The sequence below is a fragment of the Pantoea sp. WEP genome, from assembly GCF_041678305.1.
In the GTDB taxonomy this organism is placed as follows: Bacteria; Pseudomonadota; Gammaproteobacteria; order Enterobacterales; family Enterobacteriaceae; genus Pantoea; species Pantoea dispersa.
On record NZ_JBGNXB010000001.1, the window covers coordinates 3,331,904 to 3,357,798 of the forward strand.

Sequence of the window (25,895 nt, forward strand, 5' to 3'; positions counted from 1 at the left end):
GTCTGCGATTCCTTATTTCTGCACCACAATATTTTCCTGTGAAGGATCAACATGCTGCAACTGCAGCTTATCGGTTGCTATCCGTTCTACCCGGCTGTGATCGCCCAGCGCATTCTCTTCGAGGATCAGGTTGCGCCATTCGATATCCAGCGCATCACGCTCCAGCACCAGCTGCTCACGCTGCGCTGTCAGCAGACGGGTCTTATGCGTGGTGGTCACCACCAGCACCGAAGAAACCAGCACGGCGATCAGCAGCAGCAGCGGGATCTTGCCAAAACGCAGCAGATCGCCACCAATGACGCCGGGCAGGCTGTGACGCTCATTGCCAATCACGATGCGGTTCTCTCAGCGATACGCAGGACCGAACTGCGCGCGCGCGGGTTGTCTTTGACTTCGGCTTCGCCAGGAATCAGCTTGCCGAGGGTTTTCAGTTCACGTCCGCCCAGCGCTTTCAGCTGGCTTTCGGTCATCGGAATCCCGGCCGGCACCTGCGGTCCGCGGCTCTGGTCACGCATAAAGCGCTTCACCAGCCGATCCTCCAGCGAGTGGAAGCTGATGATGGATAAACGCCCGCCCGGTGCCAGCACCGTTAATGCCCCTTTCAGCGCGATATCGATCTCTTCCAGCTCACTGTTGATCCAGATGCGTATCGCCTGGAAGCTGCGCGTCGCCGGATGCTTAAACTTGTCTTTTACCGGCGTTGCCGCCGCAATCAGATCGGCCAGCTCTTTGGTGCGCGTCATCGGCTGTTCCCGGTTGCGCTCGACGATGGCGCGGGCGATGCGTTTTGCGAAGCGCTCTTCGCCGTAGGTTTTCAGCACAAACGCAATGTCTGCCTCTTCCGCGCTCTGCAACCACTCGGCTGCCGACTGACCGCGCGTCGGATCCATACGCATATCCAGCGGCCCGTCGCGCATAAAGGAGAAACCGCGCTCGGCGTCATCCAGCTGAGGTGAAGAGACGCCCAAATCCAGCAGTACGCCGTCGATTTTGCCGGTCAGTCCGCGCTCTTCGACATACTCAGCCAGCGCTGAAAACGGCCCGTGCACAATCGAGAAACGTGGATCGTTTATCTCAGCGGCTGCGGCTATGGCTTGCGGATCGCGGTCGATCGCCAGTAATTGTCCGTGCGCGCCAAGCTGCGACAGGATCAGGCGTGAGTGACCGCCGCGACCAAAGGTGCCGTCAATGTAAATGCCGTCTTCCCTGATATTAAGGCCGTTAACCGCCTCATCCAGCAGCACCGTGGTGTGTTTAAAATTTTCCTGCATAGCTATAGCGACAAGTCCTGCAACCGCTCAGATAAAGGCTCCTGAGCTGACTGTTCTGCGTCAATATCGTCCTTAACTTGTTGATACCAGGTCTGTTCATCCCACAGCTCAAACTTGTTGAACTGTCCAACCAGCATCACTTCTTTGGTCAGGCTCGCATGCTGGCGCAACGTGTTCGCCAGCAGTAAACGGCCTGCGTTATCCATCTGGCACTCGCTGGCATGTCCTAACAGCAGACGCTGCACGCGACGCTCGTTCGGATTCATACTGGATAACCGGGCCAGTTTTTTCTCAATAATTTCCCATTCGGGCAGGGTATAAAGCAGCAGGCAGGGCTGATGGAGGTCAATAGTGCAAACCATTTGACCCTGAGACTCTGCGAGCAGCAATTCGCGATAACGCGTCGGCACCGCCAGGCGCCCTTTGCTGTCGAGATTGACTAACGTTGCTCCACGGAACATGCCAGCCCTACCCCTCAGTTACCCGTTTTCACCACTTTATCCCACTTTTTACCACGAAACGAGTTTACGGAGCCGATGAAATCCTTGTCAAGCCGCAACGGCAAGTGAATATCACTCTTTACACCGAATGAAATTAACCGGAGAGAAGAATAAGAGGAGAATGAATGGTCAATATAAAATTAACCTGATGAATAACAGTATAAAAAAAATTTGCGTCAGATTTATCGGTGAAAATTAGCGCAATTTTACCGCTGCGATTATTCTGCCCCAATCTGCGACGGCGGCGGCATTTTAGGGGATTTCTGAAAGGAAGCCCAGCACCATCGCATCAGCTCAGCTATGCGCGACTGCTGAAGATGTAAACAAATAAGAAAATCCAGCGCCGATAATTCGTTAGCCGGGGCGATGATAATTTACGCTTTTTTACGCCCGTGTGCGTCTGGTTAAATATGGATGAGAGAAATCAGCGCGGGCGACGTCTCGCCCGACGCTTCATTTAGCGCGACGACTTAATTGTCCGCGGCGGAATAAATTACGGCGGATACGGGTTAAACCTGGCTTCGGTTTGCGTGGCTCATCCAGCGAAGCCAGCACCAGCTCGAGCACACGCTCAGCGACATCGCGATGGCGCTGCCCTACCGCCAGCACCGGGCACTCCAGAAAGTCTAATAATTCGTGGTCGCCGAAAGTTGCAATAGCCAGGTCAGTTGGCAAGCGGCCGTCACGCTTCAGCGTCACGTCCATCACCCCCTGCAACAGGCCAAACGAGGTGGTAAACAGCGCTTCGGGCATCGCGTGGTCTTCGAGGTATTTTTCAAACAGCGTCGCCGCAGCGGCGCGGTCAAAGCTGTTGCAATAGATGAAATCGATCGGGCGTTCATCGCCCTGCCACGCCTCGCGGAAACCCATTTCACGCAGGAAGCTGACCGACAGCTCCGGCAGCGCGCCGAGAAACAGCACGTTTTTCACCGGCAGCTGACGCAATTCAGCCGCCAGCGCCTGCGCGTCATCCTGATCGGCACCGACCACGCTGGTGAAGTGTTCACGATCCAGCGCGCGGTCCAGCGCGATAATCGGCAGCGGATCGTTGACCCAGCGCTGATAGAACGGATGTTCCGGCGGCAGCGACGTGGAGACAATGATCGCATCCACCTGACGCTGCAGCAGATGCTCAATGCAGCGCATTTCGTTATCCGGCTGATCTTCGGAACAGGCAATCAGCAGCTGATAGCCGCGCTGACGCGCCTGGCGTTCAAGATAGTTGGCGATGCGGGTATAACTGGTGTTTTCCAGATCGGGAATCACCAGGCCAATCGAACGGGTGCGTCCGGCGCGCAGGCCTGCAGCCACCGCGTTGGGGTGATAGTTGTACTCACGCACCACCGCCATGACTTTCTCAACGGTTTTGTCGCTGACACGATACTGCCGCGCTTTGCCATTGATGACATAGCTCGCCGTGGTGCGCGACACGCCCGCCAGGCGCGCAATTTCATCCAGTTTCACGATGACACCTTAATTCTGATAAGCCAGGGCTGGCGAAAATGTCCGCAGAGTAGCTAAGGGTAAAACATTTGTAACATCTAACCGCAGAACAGTACGCTGAGCAACCGCTTTTCATGCACAAGCGGCCGAAGCGCATAAAATAAAAAAACCCGGCATTCCGCCGGGTTAGCTTGAAAACCGATGATAACTTTGCGGTATTAACGCATTACGCGATCGCCGCGTGATACCCCGACGATGCCGGAACGCGCCACTTCAACGATTTCCGCCACTTCGCGTACGGTGTTAAGGAACGCGTCGAGTTTATCGCTGGTGCCGGCCAGCTGAACCGTGTACAGCGTCGGCGTCACATCGATAATCTGCCCACGGAAAATTTCCGCGCTGCGTTTTACCTCTTCGCGACCGTACCCGCTGGCCTGAATCTTCACCAGCATGATTTCACGCTCGACGTAAGCGCCCTGCCCCAGTTCGCTGACGCGTAACACGTCTACCAGCTTGTGCAGCTGCTTTTCGATCTGCTCCAGTACTTTCTGGTCGCCCACGGTCTGAATGGTCATACGCGACAGGGTAGGATCGTCGGTCGGCGCGACGGTCAGGCTCTCAATGTTATAGCCGCGCTGGGAAAACAGCCCCACCACGCGCGACAATGCGCCGGATTCGTTCTCCAGCAGAACTGATAAAATACGACGCATAATTAAGTCCTCTCCGTTTTGCTCAACCACATCTCATCCATCGCGCCACCGCGAATCTGCATCGGGTAGACGTGCTCGCTGCCGTCCACCGTGACATCCACAAACACCAGACGCCCTTTCGCCAGCGTATCGAGCGCCAGCTGCAGCTTCTCTTCCAGCTCAGCCGGATGCTGAATCGCGATGCCCACGTGGCCATAGGCTTCCGCCAGGCGCACGAAGTCCGGCAGCGACTCCATATAAGATTGTGAATGGCGGCCGGAGTAAATCATGTCCTGCCACTGTTTCACCATGCCGAGGAAGCGGTTGTTGAGGTTCAGCACCAGCACCGGCAGGTCGTACTGCAGCGCGGTCGACAGCTCCTGAATATTCATCTGAATACTTCCGTCGCCGGTTACGCAAATTACGGTTTCCTGCGGCAGCGCCATCTTCACGCCGAGTGCCGCCGGCAGGCCAAAGCCCATAGTGCCGAGGCCGCCGGAGTTGATCCAGCGACGCGGTTTATCGAACTGATAGTAAAGCGCGGCGAACATCTGATGCTGGCCGACGTCCGAGGTCACATACGCCTCGCCGTGCGTCAGACGACAAATGGTTTCGATCACCGCCTGCGGTTTGATTTTGTCGCTGGTACGGTCAAATTCCAGGCATTTGCGGCTGCGCCAGCCTTCAATGCTCTGCCACCAGTCACGCAGGCTGTCGAGTTCCTGCTTCGCCTCGCTCTGCGCCAGCAGCTCCAGCATCTGCGTCAGCGTCTGTCTGGCATCGCCAACAATCGGAATATCGGCGCTGACGGTTTTGGAGATCGAGGTCGGATCAACGTCAATGTGCATCACGGTGGCATTCGGGCAATACTTCGCCAGATTGTTGGTGGTGCGGTCGTCAAAGCGTACGCCGATACCAAAGATCAGATCGGCATTGTGCATGGTCATGTTGGCTTCATAGGTGCCGTGCATACCGAGCATGCCCACACACTGGCGATGCGTGCCCGGGAACGCGCCCAGCCCCATCAGCGAAGTGGTGACCGGAATATTCAGCTGCTCTGCCAGCTGCAGCAGTTCCGCCTCGCAGCCAGAAGTAATGGCCCCGCCGCCGACATAAATTACCGGCTTGTGCGCCGCCAGCAGCGTCTGCAGCGCGCGCTTGATCTGGCCTTTATGGCCCTGCAGCGTCGGATTGTAAGAGCGCATGCTGACAGTTTCCGGCCACACGTACGGCAGCTTGTTGGCCGGATTCAGAATATCTTTTGGCAGATCGATCACCACCGGCCCCGGACGACCGCTGGCCGCCAGCCAGAAGGCTTTTTTCAGCACCGTCGGAATCTCTTCGGTGCTTTTCACCAGGAAGCTGTGCTTCACCACCGGACGCGAAATCCCCACCATGTCGCACTCCTGAAAGGCGTCATAGCCAATCAGCGAGGACGGCACCTGACCGGAGAGGATCACCAGCGGAATGGAATCCATATAAGCGGTCGCAATGCCGGTGATGGCGTTGGTGGCGCCAGGACCTGAGGTGACCAGCACCACGCCGACTTCGCCGGTCGCGCGCGCCAGGCCATCCGCCATATGTACGGCGCCCTGCTCGTGGCGCACCAGCACGTGGTCAATACCACCGACCGTTTGCAGCGCATCATAAATATCGAGCACCGCACCGCCCGGATAACCGAATACCTGTTTAACGCCCTGATCGATTAACGAACGGACGACCATTTCGGCTCCTGACAACATCTCCATTTTCTGCCTCCAGGCTTGAGAGCCAGCTGCGCCAGCAAACGCTATCCTGCGTGCCGCTCGCATCTGTCCCTTTATTGCCAATTAAGATCAAAACCTTATGTTTATGCTCAGAAGACGCCATTCATTTCGTCTTCCAGGTACAGGGAATCTACCTGCGTGGATTCTTTTGAGAGTAGGTCGATTACCATAACCGCAGAAAACCCGGCCTGCAAACGTCATAAGGCGGCACGGCGCTGTCAGTGGCAAAAAAGGCACTGACGCGTGATTATCGCCCGGGAGGAATAAACTAATGCGATGGCATATGGACAGAGGAAAATGCTGGTTTGCAGATTATTTACAGCGTGTTGTAAGAAATATGATTTTCATATTGCCAGCGTGTTTAGCCCACAATTTTTTCCGTTACCGCGTTTCTGGCGTGATTAACTCTTAAATCCATCTTCCACATCACAATCTGCTAAGCAACAAGCTTTATCTTGTTTTTCCACCTGACGAATAAGCCTGACTAAAAACATATAATTCAGCAACTTAAAATTACCCGCCTTTTTTAAAAGATTTTTTAAAGTGGCATAACGCGCTAAGCCACCGTTAATTAATGGCAATGCTCTGTGATGACCGATAATCCCAGCACATCGCCCTTTTCCGGCCAGAGAAATACCCTTTCACTTAGGGTTGACATCGCCAGGCGAATCCAGTACCAATATGTGCAGCACTCATTTTACGAGGTTTGATTCATGTCACGTTCTTTTCGTCTACTCGGTCTACTACTTAACGCATCCAGTTTGCGCGGTAGACTCGTGGGCGAAATCAACAACTGATTCGAACCTGCTGAAAGTTAAAAAACCCGCGCCACTGCGCGGGTTTTTTTATGCTCGTAGCACCGGCGAAGTCAATGCAAAAGGAAGATGACCATGAGCCAGCAAGTAATAATTTTCGATACCACTCTGCGCGACGGCGAACAGGCATTACAGGCCAGCCTGAGTGTTAAAGAAAAACTGCAGATCGCCCTGGCGCTGGAAAGGATGGGCGTGGATGTAATGGAAGTCGGTTTTCCGGTCTCTTCGCCGGGTGATTTCGAATCCGTGCAGACTATTGCCCGGACCATCAAAAACAGCCGCGTGTGTGGTCTGGCGCGCTGTGTGGAGAAAGATATCGACGCGGCTTACGAATCGCTGCGCGTGGCCAACGCCTTCCGTATTCACACCTTTATCGCCACTTCGCCGATGCACATCGCCACTAAACTGCGCAGCACGCTGCCGGAAGTGATTGAACGCGCGGTGCACATGATTAAGCGGGCGCGCAACTATACTGATGACGTTGAGTTTTCCTGCGAAGACGGTGGCCGTACGCCGATTGACGACCTGTGCCGCATGGTAGAAGCCGCGATCAACGCCGGCGCCACCACCATCAATATTCCGGACACCGTGGGCTATACTCTGCCGGGCGAGTACGCCAACATTATTGGTCAGCTGGTGCAGCGCGTACCCAACATCGACAAAGCGATTCTGTCGGTGCACACCCATGACGATCTGGGCATGGCGACCGGTAACGCCATTGCGGCAGTGCTGGCCGGTGCGCGTCAGGTCGAAGGCACGCTGAACGGCCTGGGCGAGCGCGCCGGTAACTGTGCGCTGGAAGAGGTGATCATGGCGATTAAAACCCGTCAGCAGATCATGAACGTGCACACCAATATCAATCATCAGGAAATCTACCGCACCAGCCAGATTGTCAGCCAGATCTGCAACATGCCGATCCCCGCCAACAAAGCGGTGGTCGGTTCCAACGCCTTCGCCCACTCCTCCGGCATTCATCAGGATGGCGTGCTGAAGAACCGCGAAAACTACGAAATCCTGACGCCAGAATCGATTGGCCTGCACAAAATTCAGCTGAACCTGACGTCCCGCTCCGGCCGTGCCGCCGTGAAGCACCGTATGGAAGAGATGGGTTACAAAGAGTCCGATTACAACCTGGATACGCTGTACGACGCCTTCCTGAAGCTGGCGGACAAAAAAGGCCAGGTGTTCGATTACGACCTGGAAGCGCTGGCCTTCATTAATAAGCAGAATGAAGAGCCGGAGTACTTCCAGCTGAACGAATTCAACGTGCAGACCGGCTCCAGCGTCACCGCGACGGCGTCGGTGCAGCTGGGCTGCGGCGAAGAGGCCAAAGCCGACGCCGCCACCGGTAACGGTCCGGTTGATGCCGTCTACCAGGCCATTAATCGTATCACCGGCTTCGATGCTGAGCTGGTGAACTACAAGCTGACCGCGAAAGGCCACGGCGAAAACGCGCTGGGTCAGGTCGATATCGTGGTCAACTACAACGGGCGTAAATTCCACGGCGTGGGCCTGGCGACCGATATCGTCGAATCCTCGGCGAAAGCGATGGTGAATGCCCTGAACAACATCTGGCGGGCAAAGCAGGTCGAAAAAGAATTGCAGCGTAAATTTAAAGATCAGAAGGAAACGGTGTAACTATGACTCAGTCTTATCATATTGCGGTAATGCCAGGCGACGGAATCGGTCCGGAAGTGATGGCGCAGGCCATGAAAGTTCTCGACGCGATTCGCGCGCGCTTCGATATGCGCATCACCACCAGCGAATATGATGTCGGCGGTATCGCCATCGATCGTCACGGTGAACCTTTACCCGCCGCCACAGTGGCCGGTGCTGAGCAGGCTGATGCCATTCTGTTCGGCTCGGTCGGCGGTCCAAAATGGGAACATCTGCCGCCGGCCGGCCAGCCTGAGCGCGGTGCGCTGCTGCCGCTGCGTAAACACTTCAAACTGTTCAGCAACCTGCGCCCGGCGGCGCTGTACAAAGGTCTGGAAGCATTTTGCCCGCTGCGCAGCGACATCGCTGCCCGCGGCTTTGATATCCTGTGCGTGCGTGAGCTGACCGGTGGCATCTATTTCGGCCAGCCGAAAGGCCGCGAAGGCAGCGGCGCGCATGAACGCGCTTTTGATACCGAGGTCTATCACCGTTTTGAAATCGAGCGTATTGCCCGCAACGCCTTTGAAGCTGCGCGCAAGCGCCGTAATAAAGTGACTTCTGTTGATAAAGCTAACGTGCTGGCGACCTCGGTGATGTGGCGTGAAATCGTCAACGAAGTGGCAAAAGATTATCCGGATGTGCAGCTGAGCCATATGTACATCGACAACGCCACCATGCAGCTGATTAAGGATCCGTCGCAGTTTGACGTTTTACTCTGCTCGAATCTGTTTGGTGACATTCTGTCGGACGAGTGCGCGATGATTACCGGCTCGATGGGCATGCTGCCTTCGGCCAGCCTGAATGAAGAGGGATTCGGCCTGTTCGAACCGGCGGGCGGTTCCGCACCGGATATCGCCGGCCAGAACATCGCCAACCCGATTGCGCAGATTCTGTCGCTGGCGATGCTGCTGCGTTTCAGCCTGAACGCTGACGCCGCTGCGGATAGCATTGAGCGCGCGGTAAGCCGTGCGCTGGAAGCGGGCCATCGCACCCGTGATTTGGCCGGTGACGGCCCTGCCGTGAGCACCGATGAAATGGGCAGCATCATTGCCGGTTACATCAGCGAGGAAAAATAACAAAATGAAAAGCTTATACCAGAAGTTATTTGATGCACATGTCGTTCACGAAGCGCCAGACGAAACGCCGTTACTGTATATCGATCGTCACCTGATTCACGAAGTCACCTCGCCGCAGGCGTTTGACGGTCTGCGTGCGCATGGCCGCAAAGTGCGCCAGCCGTCGAAGACCTTTGCCACCATGGACCACAACGTTTCCACCCAGACCAAAGACATCAACGCCTCGGGTGAAATGGCGCGTATCCAGATGCAGGAGCTGATGAAGAACTGTGCTGAGTTCGGCATTCAGCTGTATGACCTGAACCACCCGTTCCAGGGCATTGTGCACGTGATCGGTCCCGAGCAGGGCATGACGCTGCCAGGCATGACCATCGTTTGCGGCGACTCGCACACCGCAACGCACGGCGCCTTCGGTTCCCTGGCGTTCGGTATCGGCACCTCCGAAGTGGAGCACGTGTTCGCCACCCAGACCCTGAAACAGGGCCGGGCGAAAACCATGAAGATTGAAGTGCTGGGCGAAGCTGCGCCGGGCATCACCGCCAAAGACATCGTACTGGCGATCATCGGTAAAACCGGCAGCGCCGGCGGCACCGGTCACGTGGTTGAATTCTGTGGCCCGGCGATTGAAGCGCTGAGCATGGAAGGCCGCATGACGCTGTGCAACATGGCGATTGAGATGGGCGCCAAAGCGGGCCTGGTGGCACCGGATGACACCACGTTTGCCTATCTGAAAGACAAGCAGTTTGCGCCGAAGGGCGAGCAGTGGGAGCAGGCAGTGGCTTACTGGCGCACCCTGAAGTCTGACAGCGACGCGCAGTTTGACGCCGTCGTGACCCTGAATGCTGCCGATATCGCGCCGCAGGTCACCTGGGGCACCAATCCGGGCCAGGTGATGGCCGTGGATCAGGCCATCCCGAATCCGGCCTCGTTTACCGATCCGGTTGAACGCGCTTCTGCCGAGAAAGCGCTGGCCTATATGGATCTGCAGCCGGGCATCAAACTGACTGAGGTAGCGATCGATAAAGTGTTTATCGGTTCCTGCACCAACTCACGTATCGAAGATCTGCGCGCGGCTGCCGCGATCGCCAAAGGCCGCAAAGTGGCGCCGGGCGTGGTTGCGATGGTGGTGCCAGGTTCTGGTCCGGTGAAAGCGCAGGCTGAAGCCGAAGGCCTGGACAAAATCTTCCTCGAAGCCGGTTTTGAGTGGCGTCTGCCGGGCTGTTCGATGTGCCTGGCGATGAACAACGACCGTCTGAATCCGGGCGAGCGCTGTGCCTCAACCAGTAACCGTAACTTTGAAGGTCGCCAGGGGCGCGGCGGTCGCACCCATCTGGTGAGCCCGGCGATGGCTGCTGCGGCGGCGGTAACCGGTCGTTTTGCCGACATTCGTGAATTGACTCAGGGAGCTTAAGCCATGGCGAACAAATTTACCCAACACACCGGGATTGTGGCCCCGCTGGATGCCGCAAACGTCGACACCGATGCCATCATCCCGAAGCAGTTTTTGCAGAAAGTGACGCGCACTGGCTTTGGCGCGCACCTGTTCCACGACTGGCGTTTTGATGATGACGCCGGCACCCAGCCGACCGCCAGCTTCGTGCTGAATAAGCCGGAGTTTAAAGGCACCAGCATCCTGCTGGCGCGCGAGAACTTTGGTTGCGGCTCCTCGCGTGAACACGCGCCGTGGGCGCTGACCGACTTCGGTTTTCACGTGGTGATTGCGCCGAGTTTCGCCGACATCTTCTACGGTAACAGCTTTAACAACCAGCTGCTGCCGGTGAAGCTGAGCGAAGAGCAGGTCGATGAAATGTTCAAACTGGTGGCCGCGCAGCCGGGTATCCGCTTCACCGTCGATCTCGAAGCGCAGACCGTCACCGCCGGCGACAAGGTTTATAGCTTTGAAATCGACAGCTTCCGCCGTCACTGCATGATCAACGGCCTCGACAGCATTGGCCTGACGCTGCAGCATGAAGCGTCCATCGCCAGCTACGAATCCAGCCAGCCAGCGTTTCTGCGTTAAGGTTACCCGGTGCGCAGCAAGGCGCACCCTACAGCAAACGCGTCAGTAATTTGGTCGCCATTGATGGCGACCTTCAATCTCCACACCGCCCTCACCGCGCATCCCGTACCCGCGCCGCCAGCACTAGCGCCACCACCGCCATCACTAATGCCAGCCAGTACACCGACTCATGACCAAAGCGCTCACTCAGTATCCCCTGGATCAGGCCGGCGATAATCAACCCGGTTGAAATCGAGGTGGTGAACATGGTGGTCGCCGCACCGGCACGGCCCGGCATCAAATCCTGAAACCACAGCATACCTATGCCGGCGATGATGCCGATAAACGCGGCGTTAAACAGCTGCAGCACCATCAGCGCGGTTTGAGAACGGAATAGCACCAGCCCGAGATAAAATACAATCGCTGCCACCAGCGCCAGCAGCATCAGCTTGCGCTTGCCGTAGCGCTTCGCGTAATGGCCGGCCAGCAGCATGATCGGGATCTCCAGCCCGGCAGCGGTGCCCATCAGCAGCCCTGCCAGCTTCTCCGGCAGGCCAAGGGTTGCGCTGATATACAGCGGCATATCGATGATATACATGGTATTACACGCCCACATCACCACCGAGGCGATAAACAGCAGCCGCACCTGGCTGTCTTTCCACGGGCTGAGCTGCATCAGCACCTGCTCCGGCGTGGCGGCGATGCGCGGCACCGAGGGCAGCGTGCGCCAGATCAGCAGCATACTCAGCAGAAAAATCACCGCCGCCACACAGAACAGCGTGACGAAGCCGTAGTTGAGCGCCAGCGCGAACGACAGCGGCGGCCCAATCACCCACGCCAGCGACAGCTGCGCGCGCATCACCGAACTGAACATCACCACTTCCCGCGCTGACTGATCGGCATATTCACGCGCCAGCGCGAAGATCTGCGGAATCGCCACGCTGGCCAGCGCCGACAGCAGCACGCCGAGGGTGATGAGCGTCAGATAGTGACGGTTAAAGGCAAACAGTAGCGCGTTAGCCACCGCCATCAGGCAGCAAAACAGGATCAGATGACGGCGATCGCCACGGTTATCCGAACGCTTCGCCATCAGCAGGCTGATCACGATCCCGGCGACGGCGTTGATGGTAAAGAACAGGCCGACCCAGAACGGCCGCACCTGCACCTCGCGCGTCAAAAACAGGCTGAGCGTCGGTGCCTGTAACGCCCCCGCCACGCCGACCATAAACGACACCGCCATAAAGGAGAGGTAAACCGGATTCAGGCGGCGCGGCCGCGGTAACAGCGATTTCATGCAGAAATCCCTTTGAGGAAAAAGACCGGGAAAAAAACAGCGTAGAAGATTCCACAGCAAAACGAAAAAAGCCAGCAGAGAAAAACTCCGCTGGCGGTGAAATTGCACCCTACTCAGAAAAGGTTCCACGTCGGCGGAACCGCTGGCAGAGCGCCATTCATTGCTGAATGCCTCCCGCTCTTCCATTGCCCGCCAGTATGCCTCTAATATGGGGCAGGAAAAACTGAGCGAAGTCGAGAAGGAGTTCCCCTTTTATGTCCTCTGCGCGTCTGCAACAGCAATTCATTCGCCTGTGGCAACACTGTCAGGGCCAGGATCAGGAAACCACGCTGAGCGAGCTGGCCGAACTGCTGCACTGCTCACGCCGCCACATGCGTAACCTGCTGAACGCCATGCAGGCGGCGGGCTGGCTGATCTGGCAGGCTGAAGCCGGTCGCGGTAAACGCTCGCTGCTGAGCTTCTGCTACACCGGACTGGCGCTACAGCAGCAGCGCGCCGAAGACCTGCTGGAGCAGGATCGCATCGACCAGCTGGTGCAGCTGGTGGGCGATAAAAACCAGGTGCGACAGATGATTGCCGCGCACCTTGGCCGCAGCTTTCGCCAGGGCAAGCATATTCTGCGCGTACTCTACTACCGGCCCCTGCCTAACCTGCTGCCCGGCTCGCCGCTGCGCCGTTCAGAAACCCATCTGGCGCGACAGATATTCAGCGGCCTGACGCGTATAAATGAGGAAAAGGGGGAAATCGCCGCCGACATCGCCCATCACTGGCAGCAAACCTCTCCACTGCACTGGCGCTTCTTCCTGCGGCCGGCAATCCGCTTTCATCATGGTCGCGAGCTGGAGATGGAGGATGTCATCGCTTCACTGGAACGGGTGCGCAGCCAGCCGCTGTTTTCGCACATCGACCAGCTGCACTCGCCGGCGCCGTGGACGCTGGATATCCATCTCAGCCAGCCGGACTGCTGGCTGCCGTGGCTGCTGGCCAGCGTCAGCGCCATGATTCTGCCGCGTGAGTGGCCGACGCTGCGCCACTTCGCCCGTCAGCCCATTGGCACCGGTCCGTACAGCGTGGTGCGCAACCAGCAAACCCAGCTGAAAATCGCCGCGTTTGATGACTACTTCGGCTACCGCGCGCTGATTGATGATGTCTCGATCTGGGTGCTGCCGGAGATCAGCGATGAGCTGGTCTACGCCGGTGTAAAACTGGAAGGCGAAAACGACGACGAAAAATCGGAAGAGAGTCGCCTCGAAGAGGGCTGCTATTTTCTGCTGTTCGATCAGCGCTCTGAACGCGGGCGCGATGCCGGTTTCCGCCGCTGGGTGAGCGATCTGCTTAATCCTATCGCGCTGCTTAATCATGCCGGCGTCGGCTATCAGCGCTACTGGTTCCCGGCTTATGGCCTGCTGCCGCGCTGGCACCATCGGCGCGATATCACCCCAGCCCACAAGCCCGACGGCGTGACCCAGCTGACGCTCAGCTGGTACAGCCACCACGTCGAACACGAGGGCATCGCCAATGCGCTGCGGCCACTGCTGGCGCAGCAGGGCGTTGAGCTGATTACCCGTGAAGTGAGCTACGAAAGCTGGTTCGACGGCGCGGGCGAGAGTGACATCTGGCTGGGCAGCGTCAATTTTACCCTGCCGCTCGACTACGCCCTGTTCGCTCAGCTCTACGAGCTACCGCTGATGCATCACTGTATCCCGCTGGACTGGCAGGCCGACGCCGCGCGCTGGCGTGAGAAAGCGCTGCCGCTGGCGGAGTGGAGTAAACAGCTGGTAAACAGCGACTATCTGCATCCGCTGTTTCATCACTGGCTGCTGCTGGAGGGCCAGCGCAGCATGCGTGGCGTGCGGCTGAACACGCTCGGCTGGTTTGACTTCAAGTCCGCCTGGTTCGCCCCGCCGGAGCTGTAAAAAGGGCAGCATCAGACAACACGACCGGCAGGTGAACCTTTCGCGTTGTCCTGTAAATGTCTAGAATATGTCGTTCTCAACGGGGTGCCGGTTAACTGGCTGAGAGAGACCCGTCGAACCTGATCCGGCTCGTACCGGCGTAGGGATTTGAGATGCTCCGCCCTCAGATCCTTTGCGACGCAACCTTACCTTCTCCTTAAGGAACGCAAAGTGTTAAATAAAGTTCTGCCCCTGTTGCTGCTGATCGCTGCGCCGGCTCTGGCGGCCAAACCCGTCCTCACCGTGTATACCTACGACTCGTTCGCCGCCGACTGGGGCCCCGGTCCGGCAGTGAAAAAAGCCTTTGAGGCCCGGTGCGGCTGTGAGCTGAACTATGTGGCGCTGGAGGATGGCGTATCGCTGCTTAATCGCCTGCGTATGGAAGGAAAGAACAGCAAGGCCGACGTGGTGCTGGGGCTGGACAATAACCTGATTCAGGCGGCGGAAAAAACCGGCCTGTTCAGCAAAAGCACGGTGGATACCCGTGCACTGCAGCTGCCGGACGGCTGGCACAATGACACTTTTATCCCGTTTGATTACGGCTACTTCGCGTTCGTTTACGACAAAAACAAGCTGAAGAATCCGCCGCACAGCCTGAAGGAGCTGGTCGAAAGCCCGGAAAAATGGCGGGTGATTTATGAAGATCCGCGCACCAGCACGCCGGGGCTCGGCCTGCTACTGTGGATGCAGAAAGTGTACGGCGATGACGCGCCGGCGGCCTGGCAGAAGCTGGCCAGCAAAACCGTGACCGTGACCAAAGGCTGGAGCGAAGCTTATGGTCTGTTCCTCAAAGGCGAAAGCGATCTGGTGCTGAGCTACACCACCTCGCCGGCTTACCACATTATTGAAGAGAAAAAGGATAACTACGCCGCCGCGCCGTTCAGCGAAGGCCACTACCTGCAGGTAGAAGTGGGGGCGCAGCTCGCCAGCAGCAAACAGCCGCAGCTGGCGCAGCAGTTCATGCAGTTTATGGTGTCGCCAGCGTTTCAGAGCACCATTCCCACCGGCAACTGGATGTATCCGGTGATCAAAAGCGATTTACCCGCCGGTTATCAGGCGTTACCGGTGCCCGCGAATGCGCTGCAATACACCCCGACAGAGGTGGCTGACCATCGCGTGGCGTGGATTAGCGCGTGGCAGCGCGCCGTCAGCCGCTGATGCCCGGCTGGCTGCTGCCCGGAGCGCTTAGCGCACTGCTATTGTGTGCGGTCGCGCTGCTGGCGCTCGGTGCCCTGCTGCTCGCCGCGCCGGCCACCGACTGGCGCGCGCTGCTCAGCGATAGCTATCTGCACCATGTGCTGGCGTTCTCCTTTGAACAGGCGCTGCTGTCAGCGCTGCTCTCGGTGCTGCCAGCCATTCTGCTGGCCCGCGCGCTCTATCGCCGCCGTTTTACCGGCCGCACCCTGCTGTTGCGCCTGTGCGCCATGACGCTGGTGCTGCCGGTGCTGGTCGCCGTATTCGGTCTGCTGAGCGTCTATGGGCGCAGCGGCTGGCTGGCGCAGCTGTGTGCCGCCGTCGGTATCGACTATCACTTCTCGCCTTACGGCCTGCAGGGTATTTTGCTGGCGCACGTGTTCTTTAATCTGCCGCTGGCGACGCGCATGCTGCTGCAGGCGCTGGAGAGCATTCCCGGCGAGCAGCGCCAGCTGGCGGCGCAGCTCGGTCTGCGCGGCTGGTCGCTGTTTCGCCTGCTGGAGTGGCCGTGGCTGCGCCGTCCGCTGCTGCCAACGGCAGCGCTGATCTTTATGCTGTGCTTCGCCAGTTTTGCCACCGTGCTGGCACTGGGCGGCGGTCCGCAGGCCACCACGCTGGAGCTGGCCATTTATCAGGCGCTTAGCTTTGATTACGATCCCGGCCGCGCCGCGCTGCTGGCACTGTTGCAGCTCGGCTGCTGTCTGCTGCTGGTGCTGCTCAGCCAGCGCTTCAGTAAAGCGATTCCGGCCGGTAGCCAGACGGTGCGCGGCTGGCGCGATCCGCAGGATTCCTGGCACGCACGCGTCGCGGATACGCTGCTGATTACGCTGGCACTGCTGTTACTGCTGCCACCGCTGGCGGCGGTGCTGGTCGACGGCTTACGCGGCGGCATTGCCGGCGCGCTGCAACAGCCCGCGCTGTGGCAGGCCACGTGGACGTCGCTGCGTATCGCACTCGGTGCCGGTGTGCTGTGCGTGCTGCTGACCATGATGCTGCTGTGGAGCAGTCGCGAACTGCGCCAGCGTCAGCAGCGCTTCGCCGCGCAGGCCATGGAACTCAGCGGGATGCTGATTCTGGCGATGCCGGGCATCGTGCTGGCGAGTGGGTTCTTCCTGCTGTTCAACGCCACCGTTGGCCTGCCGCAGCGTGCCGATGCGCTGGTGATCTTCACCAACGCGCTGATCGCTATCCCCTACGCCATGAAAGTGCTGGAAAATCCGATGCGCGATCTTAGCGCGCGCTACGCTCAGCTGTGCGCATCGCTGGGCATCAGTGGGTTTACTCGCCTGCGGCTGATTGAACTGCGGGCGCTGAAACGTCCGCTGGCACAGGCGCTGGCCTTTGCCTGCGTGCTATCGATTGGGGATTTCGGCGTGGTGGCGCTGTTCGGCAGCGCCGATTTCCGCACCCTGCCGTTTTATCTGTTCCAGCAGATTGGCGCCTATCGCGGTGCCGATGGCGCGGTAACCGCGCTGCTACTGCTGCTGTTATGCCTGCTGCTGTTTACGCTGATGGAAAAATTACCGGGTCGCCATGCTGACACTGAATAACCTTACTTATCTCTACCAGCATCTGCCGATGCGCTTCAGCTTTAGCGCACAGGCCGGTGAACGTCTCGCCATTCTCGGCCCGAGTGGCGCGGGCAAAAGTACCCTGCTGAGCCTGCTCGGCGGCTTTCTGCCGGTGAGTCAGGGCAGCCTGCTGATCGATGGCGTCGACCACACCCGCAGCGTGCCTTCCGCGCGACCGGTATCGATGCTGTTTCAGGAGAACAATCTGTTTCCACACCTGACGGTGCAGCAAAATCTGGGTCTGGGCCTGCATCCCGGCCTGAAGCTGACGCGCGAACAGCAGCAGCAGGTACAGCAGATTGCGGAGCAAACCGGGCTGGAATCGATGCTGACGCGTCTGCCCGGCCAGCTCTCCGGCGGCCAGCGCCAGCGCGTGGCGCTGGCGCGCTGCCTGCTGCGTAATCAGCCGGTACTGCTGCTGGATGAACCGTTTTCGGCACTCGATCCGGCGCTGCGCAGCGAGATGCTGCAGCTGGTGCGCGCGGTGTGCGAGGCGCGCACTATCACGCTGCTGATGGTGTCGCACAGTCTGGAGGATGCGCAGCAGATTGCGTCACGCAGCCTGGTGATTGTTGACGGTCGGGTGTACTGGGATGGCAGCACCGCCAGCCTGCTGCGCGGTGAAAGCCCGGCGGCCGCCATCCTTGGCGTATCACCGCGTTAAGCGAAGAACACCTTCCACAGCAGCTGCAGGAAAATTGGCATCATCGGGTGGAACAACAGCGCAATAAAGGCACCCACGCCGATGAGCGCCATCAGCGGAGCCAGCCAGCGCAGCCGCGCCAGTGGCAGATAAGGCGTGGCCCAGTCGACGCTTTTGCCGCTGCGCCACCAGCGCCACAGCAGCCAGCCGCCGATCCACAGCAGCAGCGCCACCGCCAGCAGCAGCCATTTGAAGCTGTCGCCCTGCGCCGCCTGCGGCACGTCGATCGCCACGCCCGCCAGAATGCCCGGCATCAGGTAGGCCGGCGGCCACAGGATGCAGCCGATAATGTTCGGCGGCAGGAATTTACGCACCGGCAGCTCCAGCATGCCGGCCGCCAGCGGAATCAGCGGACGCGTCGGTCCGACAAAGCGCCCCACGAGGATGGTAAACATGCTGTGCTGATGCAGCGCGTGCTCGGTTTTATCCAGCAGCCCTTTGTATTTTTGCAGGTATTTCCAGCGGTGCAGCGGTCCCTGGAATTTCCAGCCAATGCCGTACGACACCCAGTCGCCAATCAGACAGCCGGCCAGCCCGGCGGCCCACGCCGGATAGAGCCCGATTTGTCCGCTGCCCACCAGCGCGCCGAGGCTGGCCATCAGGACCGTTCCCGGCAGCAGCAGGCCGACAAACGCCAGCGACTCAAGAAAGGTCACCAGCGCCACGGCAATCAGCGCGTACTCCAGCGATTGCGTAAACAGGTGTTGGATCCAGGCTTCCATAACTATCCTCTGCGGAATATAGAGGCTGGATTGTCCTGAGACAGCCCCACAGCGTCAAGCAATTCCCCGCGCTCCCGCACGCCCGCGCCGCGCAGACGACGGCACCACCGCAGTACACTGTATAAACATCCATGATATACTGAAATGAATTCATTCTCCGGAGTTAACGTGACCGAACCGCGCGCAGGATTTTTGCTGACTCGCCACTGGCGGGATACCCCGACCGGCAGCGAAGTGGTGCTGTGGCTGGCCACCGACCAGGGCCCGCAGCGCCTGGTGCTGCCTGCGCAGGAGTCAGTGGCGTTTATTCCCCGGGAGTTCCAGGCGCAAACCGAAGCGCTGATTCGCGACGAGCGCCATACGCGCCTGCAACCGCTGGATCTGAAAGATTTTCGTCGCCGACCGGTGCTGGGACTCTATTGCCGCAGCCACCGACAGCTGCAAAGCATTGAAAAACGCCTGCGTGAAAACGGCATTGCGGTGTATGAAGCAGATATCCGCCCGCCGGAACGCTACCTGATGGAGCGCTTTATCACGGCGCCGGTGTGGTTCAGCGGCGAGCCGCGCGGCGACAGCCTCGTCAACGCGCGCCTCAAGCCGCATCCCGATTACCGTCCGCAGCTGAAATGGGTGTCGCTCGACATCGAAACCACCGAGCACGGCGAGCTCTACTGCATCGGGCTGGAGGGCTGCGGCCAGCGCCAGGTCTATATGCTCGGCCCGCCGAACGGTGATGCCAGCCAGCTGGATTTTGAGCTGATTTACCTCGACAGCCGGCCACAGCTGCTGGAGCAGCTTAACGCCTGGTTCGCCCGTCACGATCCCGATGTCATCATCGGCTGGAACGTGGTGCAGTTCGACCTGCGCGTGCTGCAAAAACATGCCGACCGCTACGGTATTCCGCTGCGTCTTGGCCGTCAGCAGCAGCCGCTGGAGTGGCGCGAGCACGGCTTTAAGCCCGGCGTGTTCTTCGCTCAGGCCAGCGGCCGGCTGGTGATTGACGGTATCGAGGCGCTGAAATCGGCGTTCTGGGACTTCGCCTCATTCAGCCTTGAAGCGGTGTCGCGCGAGCTGCTGGGCGAAGGCAAAGCCATCAACAATCCGTGGCAGCGCATGGAAGAGATCAACTGGCGCTTTGCCCACGACAAACCGGCGCTGGCCACCTACAACCTGAAGGATTGCGAGCTGGTTACGCGTATTTTCCAGCACACCGCCATCATGCCGTTTTTACTGGAGCGCGCCACCGTCAATGGCCTGGCGGTGGATCGCCACGGCGGATCGGTGGCGGCGTTCAGCCACCTGTATATTCCGCGAATGCACCGCGCCGGCTTTGTCGCGCCTAATCTCGGCGAAGTGGCACCGGAAGCCAGCCCTGGCGGCTACGTGATGGATTCGCGCCCCGGACTGTATGATTCGGTGCTGGTGCTGGATTATAAAAGCCTCTATCCGTCGATCATCCGCACCTTTCTGATTGATCCGGTCGGGCTGGTCGAAGGCCTGGCGCATCCGGATGACGCCGATTCGGTTCCCGGTTTTCGCCACGCGCGCTTTTCGCGCCGCACCCACTGTTTACCGGCGATTGTCGGGCAGATCTGGCAGGGGCGCGAGGCCGCCAAACGCGATGGCAACCAGCCGCTGTCGCAGGCGCTGAAGATCATCATGAACGCTTTTTATGGCGTACTTGGCACCAGCGCCTGTCGCTTTTTCGATCCGCGCCTCGCTTCGTCGATTACCCTGCGCGGCCACGCCATCATGCAGCAAACGCGTGAGCTGATTGAAGCCGAAGGTTTTGACGTGATTTACGGTGACACCGATTCTACTTTTGTCTGGCTGAAAAGCGCCCACAGCGAAGCCGATGCCGCCGCGATCGGCCAGCGGCTGGCCGGGCACGTGAATCGCTGGTGGCAACAGCATCTGCAGCAGACTTACGGTCTCGACAGCGCGCTGGAGCTGGAGTACGAAACCCACTTCAGCCGCTTCCTGATGCCAACCATACGCGGGGCCGAACAGGGCAGTAAAAAGCGCTATGCCGGACTGATTCGCCGCGACGGCGACGAACGGCTGGTGTTTAAGGGGCTGGAATCGGTGCGCACCGACTGGACGCCGCTGGCGCAGCAGTTCCAGCAGACGTTGTATGGCCGCATATTCCGCGGTGAACCCTGGCAGGACTTCATTCGCGACACCGTGGCACAGCTGCTGGCCGGCGAGCTGGACGATCTGCTGGTGTATAAAAAGCGCCTGCGCCGGCCATTGAAAGATTACGAACGCAACGTGCCACCCCACGTGCGTGCCGCGCGCCTCGCCGATGAACATAACCGTAAACTGCAGCGTCCGCTGCAGTATCAGAACGGCGGATCGATCCGCTACGTCATGGCCACTGCCGGGCCGGAGCCGCTGGAAGCGCGCAGCACGCCGCTGGATTACGATCACTACGTCAGCAAGCAGCTGCAGCCGATCGCCGAGGGGATTTTACCGTTTGTCGGTGATGACTTTGCTACACTGATCACCGGACAACTGGGGCTTTTTTGACAGGTGACGAATGCCCTGCCATCCAGTACCATAGCGCCCTTCCTGATTCTCACCGCGTGCACCAGCTGACCAGATAACTGTCTGGCGGTGGGGTATTGTCTGAGAGCAGGCGAACGTCTTTCTATCTTTTAGAGAATCGAGCAAAAAATATATGGTTTTTACACTGGGTCAACGCTGGATTAGTGATACGGAAAGTGAGCTGGGACTGGGGACAGTCGTGGCGCTGGATACGCGCATGGTCACACTGATGTTTCCCGCCACCGGCGAAAACCGCCTCTATGCCCGTAATGATTCTCCGGTCACCCGCGTGATTTTTAATCCGGGTGATACCGTCACCAGCCACGAAGGCTGGCAGATGCAGGTTGATGAAGTCCGCAACGAAAACGATTTAGTGACTTACATCGGCACGCGTCTTGATACCGACGAAAGCAACGTGGTGCTGCGCGAAGTGATGCTCGACAGCAAACTGGTGTTCAGCAAACCACAGGATCGCCTGTTTGCCGGCCAGCTGGACCGCATGGATCGCTTCGCCCTGCGCTTCCGCGCACGCAAATACCAGAGCGAACAGTATCGCCTGCCGATTAGCGGCCTGCGCGGCATGCGCACCAACCTGATTCCGCATCAGCTGCACATCGCGCACGACGTCGGTCGCCGTCACGCGCCGCGCGTGCTGCTGGCCGATGAAGTCGGCCTCGGTAAAACCATTGAAGCCGGGATGATTATCCAGCAGCAGCTGCTGGCCGGACGCGCCGAGCGCGTGCTGATCGTGGTGCCGGAAACCCTGCAGCACCAGTGGCTGGTGGAAATGCTGCGCCGCTTCAACCTGCGCTTTGCCCTGTTTGACGACGACCGCTACACCGAAGCGCAGCACGACAGCGACAACCCGTTTGATACCGAGCAGCTGATTATCTGCTCGCTGGATTTTGTCCGCCGCAATAAGCAGCGGCTGGAGCTGCTGGCCGAAGCTGACTGGGATCTGCTGGTGGTCGACGAAGCGCACCATCTGGCGTGGAGCGAAGCCGCGCCGAGCCGCGAATATCAGGTTATCGAACAGCTGGCGGAAAAGACCGCCGGCGTGCTGCTGCTGACCGCGACGCCGGAACAGCTCGGCATGGAGAGCCACTTTGCCCGTCTGCGTCTGCTGGACCCGAATCGTTTCCACGATTTCGCGCAGTTCGTGGCCGAGCAGCAGCACTACCGCCCGGTGGCAGACGCCGTCAGTACGCTGCTGGCCGATCACGCCATCAGCAAAGAGGAGATGAACCTGATCAACGACCTGGTCGGCGAGCAGGATATTGAACCGCTGCTGCAGGTGGCGAACAGCGATCGCGACGGCAAAGACGACGCGCGCAAAGAGCTGATTTCGATGCTGATGGATCGCCACGGCACCAGCCGCGTGCTGTTCCGTAACACGCGTAACGGTGTGAAAGGCTTCCCGAAACGCGAACTGCATCAGATTCGCCTGCCGCTGCCGGCGCAGTATCAGACGGCGATTAAAGTCTCCGGCATTATGGCGGCGCGCAAAACGGCGGAAGAGCGCGCGCGCGACATGCTGTATCCCGAGCAGATTTATCAGGAATTTGAAGGCGACAGTGGCACCTGGTGGAACTTCGACCCGCGCGTTGAGTGGCTGATGGGCTACCTCACCAGCAACCGTAAAGAGAAAGTGCTGGTGATTTGCGCCAAAGCCGCCACTGCGCTGCAGCTGGAGCAGGTGCTGCGCGAGCGCGAAGGCATCCGCGCCGCGGTGTTCCATGAGGGGCTATCAATCATCGAACGCGACCGCGCGGCCGCCTTCTTCGCTTCGCAGGAAGATGGCGCCCAGGTGCTGCTGTGTTCGGAGATCGGCTCGGAAGGGCGTAACTTCCAGTTCGCCAGCCGGCTGGTGATGTTCGATTTACCGTTTAACCCGGATCTGCTCGAGCAGCGTATCGGCCGTCTTGATCGTATCGGCCAATTGCATGACATCCAGATTCTGGTGCCGTGGCTGGAGAAAACCGCCCAGGCAGTGCTGCTGCGCTGGTACCACGAAGGGCTGGACGCGTTTGAGCACACCTGCCCGACCGGCCGCACCATCTACGACAGCGCTTACCCGCAGCTGATTGAGTATCTGGCCGCGCCGGACAACCCGCAGGGGCTGGACGACTTTATCGCCCAGAGCCGCAAACAGCATGACACGCTGAAGGCGCAGCTGGAGCAGGGGCGCGACCGTCTGCTGGAGCTGAACTCGAACGGCGGCGAAGCCGCGCAGGCGCTGGCTGATGCCATCGGCGAACAGGATAACGACACCGAGCTGGTGAACTTTGCGCTCAACCTGTTTGATATCGTCGGGATCAACCAGGAAGATCGCAGCGATAACCTGATCGTCCTGACGCCGTCGGACCACATGCTGGTGCCGGATTTCCCCGGCCTGCCGGAAGATGGCTGCACCGTAACCTTTAACCGTAACCAGGCGCTGTCACGCGAAGATACCCAGTTCATTACCTGGGAACATCCGCTGATTCGCAACGGTCTCGACCTGATTCTCTCCGGCGATACCGGCAGCTGTGCGCTGTCGCTGCTGAAGAACAAGGCGCTGCCGGTGGGCACGCTGCTGGTAGAGATGATCTATGTGGTCGAAGCGCAGGCGCCGAAGCACCTGCAGCTTACCCGCTTCCTGCCGCCCACGCCGGTCCGCCTGCTGATGGATCGCGCCGGAAATAACCTCGCCGGCAAGGTGGAGTTCGAAAGCTTTAACCGTCAGCTCAACGCAGTCAATCGCCATACCGGCAGCAAGCTGGTGAATGCGGTGCAGCAGGATGTGCATCACATCCTGACGCAGGCGGAAAAAGTCATCGTGCCGGAAGCGCAGGCGCTGATTGCGGCGGCCAAAGCCGAAGCCGAGGAGAAGCTGAGCGCCGAGCTGTCGCGCCTCGAAGCGCTGAAGGCGGTCAACCCCAACATCCGTGATGATGAGGTTGATGCGCTGGAGAGCAACCGCGAGCAGGTGCTGGCCAGCCTCGGCGAGGCCGGCTGGCGGCTGGATGCGCTGCGTCTGATCGTTGTGACACACCAATAATCGCTGAGGCCGCGCTGAATCATGCTGATGGAACCCTACAATCCGCCGCTCGACCCCTGGCTGCATATTCTGTATCAGGACGAGCACATCGTGGTGGTTAACAAGCCGAGCGGTTTGCTGTCGGTGCCTGGCCGCCTTGAGGAGCACAAGGACAGCGTGATGACGCGCATCCAGCGTGATTTTCCGCAGGCGGAGTCGGTGCACCGGCTCGATATGGCCACCAGCGGTGTGATTGTGGTGGCGCTGACCAAGGCGGCTGAGCGCGAGCTGAAGCGGCAGTTTCGCGAGCGCGAGCCCGCGAAGCAGTACGTGGCGCGCGTCTGGGGACATCCGGCGGCGGAAAAGGGCATGATCGATCTGCCGCTGATTTGCGACTGGCCTAACCGGCCGAAGCAGATGGTGAGTGTGGAGCTGGGTAAGCCGGCGCAGACGGAGTATCAGGTGCTGGCGTATGACGCCGATAACAGCGCGCGGGTGCAGCTGAAGCCGATCACCGGCCGTTCCCACCAGCTGCGCGTGCATCTGCTGGCGCTGGGGCATCCGATTCTCGGCGATCGCTTCTATGCCCATCCCGAGGCGTTAGCCATGGCGCCACGCCTGCAGCTGCACGCCGAATCGCTAACCATTACCCATCCGGCGTTTGGCAACAGCATGACGTTTCGCCAGCCGGCCGATTTTTAAGGGGCCGCCGCCCCTTATTTAAAGCCCTTCTCTTTGCGAATCAGGTCGTACGCGGCCTGAATCTCCTGCGCTTTCTGCTTCGCCATCTCCATCATCTCCGGCGGCAGACCTTTCGCCACCAGCTTATCCGGATGGTGCTCGGCCATCAGCTTGCGGTAAGCGCGCTTGATGGTGGTGCTGTCGTCGCTGCTTTTCACCCCCAGCACGCTGCAGGCATCTTCCAGCGTCGGGCCACGTTTCGCCTGCTGATAAGCGCCGCCGCCGTACGACGAGCCGCCACCAAACTGCTGACCGCCCTCCATCATGCGCAGGAACTGATCGAACTGCGCGCGGGAAATCCCCAGCTCTTCCGCGATAACGTACAGCACCTGACGCTCGTTGGGATGCAGCGAACCATCAGCAAACGCCGCCTGGATTTGAATTTCCAGAAACATCCGAATCAGGTCAAAACGGCCAAAGCAGGCGCTGCGCAGCTCGCGCAGTTTATTACGTAACGGATATTCGCTCTGCTTACCTTCACGAAACGCACGCTGTGCCGCGGTGCGCGCCTCGCCATGCAGTTGCATGCGATCCATAAATAGAGAGGCAATCTGGATATCCGCTTCGGTGACGCGCCCTTTTGACTTGGTCAGATGGCCCATCACCTGGAACGTGGTGCTGAAGAACAGCGTCTGACGCGCCTGATTATTGGCGAAGTAGCCCTGTCCCTTCACGCTGCGCACTTTGTCAAACAGATGACCAATGATCAGACCCAGTACGATGCCCCAAAAGCCTGCTCCGGAAAGTAAGCCGAGAGCCAGACCAATAACTTTTCCCCAGTAGCGCATAAACTCCTCAATTCGCCATGCTTGCGGCTGAAAATTGCATTATCATACCTGTCATTTATCTCCGCGCCTAACGGCAACGCAGGCAGAGCAGGATTAACACTGGCGCAACGCCGGGCGGTACGTTAGTCTCTGTCCGGATTGTCGGC

The 25,895-nt window shown here is 59.2% G+C and carries 22 protein-coding genes and 1 riboswitch; of the genes, 12 read left to right on the top strand and 10 right to left on the bottom strand.

Translation table 11 applies throughout. The features are described from left to right. Nucleotides 1-12 precede the first annotated feature (12 nt). From ftsL to ABVR31_RS15665, 7 genes are all read right to left on the bottom strand, one after another. A complete protein-coding gene (gene ftsL / locus ABVR31_RS15635) occupies nucleotides 13-333 on the bottom strand; it encodes a cell division protein FtsL (protein WP_021507567.1) in 321 nt (106 codons plus the stop codon). After that, the gene (gene rsmH / locus ABVR31_RS15640) at nucleotides 330-1,271 is read right to left on the bottom strand and encodes a 16S rRNA (cytosine(1402)-N(4))-methyltransferase RsmH (protein ID WP_058759631.1); all 942 of its coding nucleotides are present in this window, start codon (nucleotides 1,269-1,271) and stop codon (nucleotides 330-332) included. The genes ftsL and rsmH overlap by 4 nt, the downstream gene beginning before the upstream one ends. Before the next feature lie 2 nt (nucleotides 1,272-1,273). Continuing rightward, nucleotides 1,274-1,732, bottom strand: coding sequence for a division/cell wall cluster transcriptional repressor MraZ (mraZ, locus tag ABVR31_RS15645; RefSeq protein ID WP_021507569.1), 459 nt, complete (start codon nucleotides 1,730-1,732; stop codon nucleotides 1,274-1,276). 492 nt (nucleotides 1,733-2,224) lie between these two features. Then, entirely contained in the window at nucleotides 2,225-3,235 is a 1,011-nt protein-coding gene (cra, locus tag ABVR31_RS15650; RefSeq protein ID WP_010615604.1) for a catabolite repressor/activator, read from the bottom strand. A 197-nt stretch (nucleotides 3,236-3,432) separates the two neighbouring features. Further along, nucleotides 3,433-3,924, bottom strand: a complete 492-nt coding sequence (gene ilvN, locus ABVR31_RS15655) for an acetolactate synthase small subunit (RefSeq protein ID WP_010615603.1) — start codon at nucleotides 3,922-3,924, stop codon at nucleotides 3,433-3,435. A 2-nt stretch (nucleotides 3,925-3,926) separates the two neighbouring features. Further along, complete coding sequence (gene ilvI, locus ABVR31_RS15660) at nucleotides 3,927-5,651, bottom strand: acetolactate synthase 3 large subunit (protein WP_031279705.1); 1,725 nt, start codon at nucleotides 5,649-5,651, stop codon at nucleotides 3,927-3,929. Nucleotides 5,652-6,070: 419 nt separating this feature from the next. Then, nucleotides 6,071-6,250 (bottom strand): hypothetical protein, encoded by a 180-nt coding sequence (locus ABVR31_RS15665; protein WP_150059246.1) that lies wholly within the window; start codon nucleotides 6,248-6,250, stop codon nucleotides 6,071-6,073. A 132-nt stretch (nucleotides 6,251-6,382) separates the two neighbouring features. Between ABVR31_RS15665 and leuL the strand changes: the two genes are divergently transcribed. The 5 genes from leuL (at nucleotide 6,383) to leuD (ending at nucleotide 11,236) form a co-directional block, all read left to right on the top strand. Beyond that, nucleotides 6,383-6,466, top strand: a complete 84-nt coding sequence (leuL, locus tag ABVR31_RS15670) for a leu operon leader peptide (protein WP_125308910.1) — start codon at nucleotides 6,383-6,385, stop codon at nucleotides 6,464-6,466. 93 nt (nucleotides 6,467-6,559) lie between these two features. Then, nucleotides 6,560-8,122, top strand: a complete 1,563-nt coding sequence (leuA, locus tag ABVR31_RS15675) for a 2-isopropylmalate synthase (protein WP_372773395.1) — start codon at nucleotides 6,560-6,562, stop codon at nucleotides 8,120-8,122. Between the two features lie 2 nt (nucleotides 8,123-8,124). After that, the gene (gene leuB, locus ABVR31_RS15680) at nucleotides 8,125-9,216 is read left to right on the top strand and encodes a 3-isopropylmalate dehydrogenase (protein WP_058759633.1); all 1,092 of its coding nucleotides are present in this window, start codon (nucleotides 8,125-8,127) and stop codon (nucleotides 9,214-9,216) included. A gap of 4 nt (nucleotides 9,217-9,220) precedes the next feature. After that, entirely contained in the window at nucleotides 9,221-10,627 is a 1,407-nt protein-coding gene (leuC, locus tag ABVR31_RS15685; protein WP_275026361.1) for a 3-isopropylmalate dehydratase large subunit, read from the top strand. Between the two features lie 3 nt (nucleotides 10,628-10,630). Then, nucleotides 10,631-11,236 carry a 3-isopropylmalate dehydratase small subunit gene (gene leuD, locus ABVR31_RS15690; protein ID WP_058759635.1) on the top strand — a complete coding sequence of 202 codons (606 nt, stop codon included), beginning with the start codon at nucleotides 10,631-10,633 and terminating at the stop codon, nucleotides 11,234-11,236. A 91-nt stretch (nucleotides 11,237-11,327) separates the two neighbouring features. On the opposite strand, the gene ABVR31_RS15695 is transcribed toward leuD, so the two are convergent. Then, nucleotides 11,328-12,509 carry an MFS transporter gene (locus tag ABVR31_RS15695; protein ID WP_021507575.1) on the bottom strand — a complete coding sequence of 394 codons (1,182 nt, stop codon included), beginning with the start codon at nucleotides 12,507-12,509 and terminating at the stop codon, nucleotides 11,328-11,330. Nucleotides 12,510-12,763: 254 nt separating this feature from the next. On the opposite strand from ABVR31_RS15695, the gene sgrR reads away from it, so the two are divergent. The 4 genes from sgrR to thiQ all read left to right on the top strand — a co-directional run bounded on the left by sgrR (nucleotide 12,764) and on the right by thiQ (nucleotide 17,893). Next, a complete protein-coding gene (gene sgrR, locus ABVR31_RS15700) occupies nucleotides 12,764-14,425 on the top strand; it encodes an HTH-type transcriptional regulator SgrR (protein ID WP_058770626.1) in 1,662 nt (553 codons plus the stop codon). A 70-nt stretch (nucleotides 14,426-14,495) separates the two neighbouring features. Then, nucleotides 14,496-14,589, top strand: a riboswitch (TPP riboswitch). A gap of 46 nt (nucleotides 14,590-14,635) precedes the next feature. Continuing rightward, the gene (gene thiB, locus ABVR31_RS15705; RefSeq protein ID WP_372773398.1) at nucleotides 14,636-15,622 is read left to right on the top strand and encodes a thiamine ABC transporter substrate binding subunit; all 987 of its coding nucleotides are present in this window, start codon (nucleotides 14,636-14,638) and stop codon (nucleotides 15,620-15,622) included. Then, nucleotides 15,598-17,208, top strand: coding sequence for a thiamine/thiamine pyrophosphate ABC transporter permease ThiP (gene thiP / locus ABVR31_RS15710; protein ID WP_372773400.1), 1,611 nt, complete (start codon nucleotides 15,598-15,600; stop codon nucleotides 17,206-17,208). Before thiB ends, thiP begins: the two co-directional genes overlap by 25 nt. Next, nucleotides 17,192-17,893, top strand: a complete 702-nt coding sequence (gene thiQ, locus ABVR31_RS15715) for a thiamine ABC transporter ATP-binding protein ThiQ (protein WP_021507579.1) — start codon at nucleotides 17,192-17,194, stop codon at nucleotides 17,891-17,893. The genes thiP and thiQ overlap by 17 nt, the downstream gene beginning before the upstream one ends. Here the strand turns inward: thiQ and ABVR31_RS15720 are convergent. Next, nucleotides 17,890-18,654 (bottom strand): DedA family protein, encoded by a 765-nt coding sequence (locus ABVR31_RS15720; RefSeq protein ID WP_021507580.1) that lies wholly within the window; start codon nucleotides 18,652-18,654, stop codon nucleotides 17,890-17,892. The two genes, thiQ and ABVR31_RS15720, sit on opposite strands and share 4 nt — an antisense overlap. 168 nt (nucleotides 18,655-18,822) lie before the next feature. Between ABVR31_RS15720 and polB the strand changes: the two genes are divergently transcribed. The 3 genes from polB (at nucleotide 18,823) to rluA (ending at nucleotide 24,922) form a co-directional block, all read left to right on the top strand. Next, complete coding sequence (gene polB / locus ABVR31_RS15725) at nucleotides 18,823-21,183, top strand: DNA polymerase II (protein WP_372773403.1); 2,361 nt, start codon at nucleotides 18,823-18,825, stop codon at nucleotides 21,181-21,183. A gap of 151 nt (nucleotides 21,184-21,334) precedes the next feature. After that, nucleotides 21,335-24,241, top strand: coding sequence for an RNA polymerase-associated protein RapA (gene rapA, locus ABVR31_RS15730; RefSeq protein ID WP_372773405.1), 2,907 nt, complete (start codon nucleotides 21,335-21,337; stop codon nucleotides 24,239-24,241). 21 nt (nucleotides 24,242-24,262) lie between these two features. Then, nucleotides 24,263-24,922, top strand: a complete 660-nt coding sequence (gene rluA, locus ABVR31_RS15735; protein WP_372773407.1) for a bifunctional tRNA pseudouridine(32) synthase/23S rRNA pseudouridine(746) synthase RluA — start codon at nucleotides 24,263-24,265, stop codon at nucleotides 24,920-24,922. A gap of 14 nt (nucleotides 24,923-24,936) precedes the next feature. Here the strand turns inward: rluA and djlA are convergent, their stop codons facing one another. Then, nucleotides 24,937-25,749, bottom strand: a complete 813-nt coding sequence (gene djlA, locus ABVR31_RS15740; RefSeq protein WP_021312869.1) for a co-chaperone DjlA — start codon at nucleotides 25,747-25,749, stop codon at nucleotides 24,937-24,939. Between the last annotated feature and the right edge of the window lie 146 nt (nucleotides 25,750-25,895).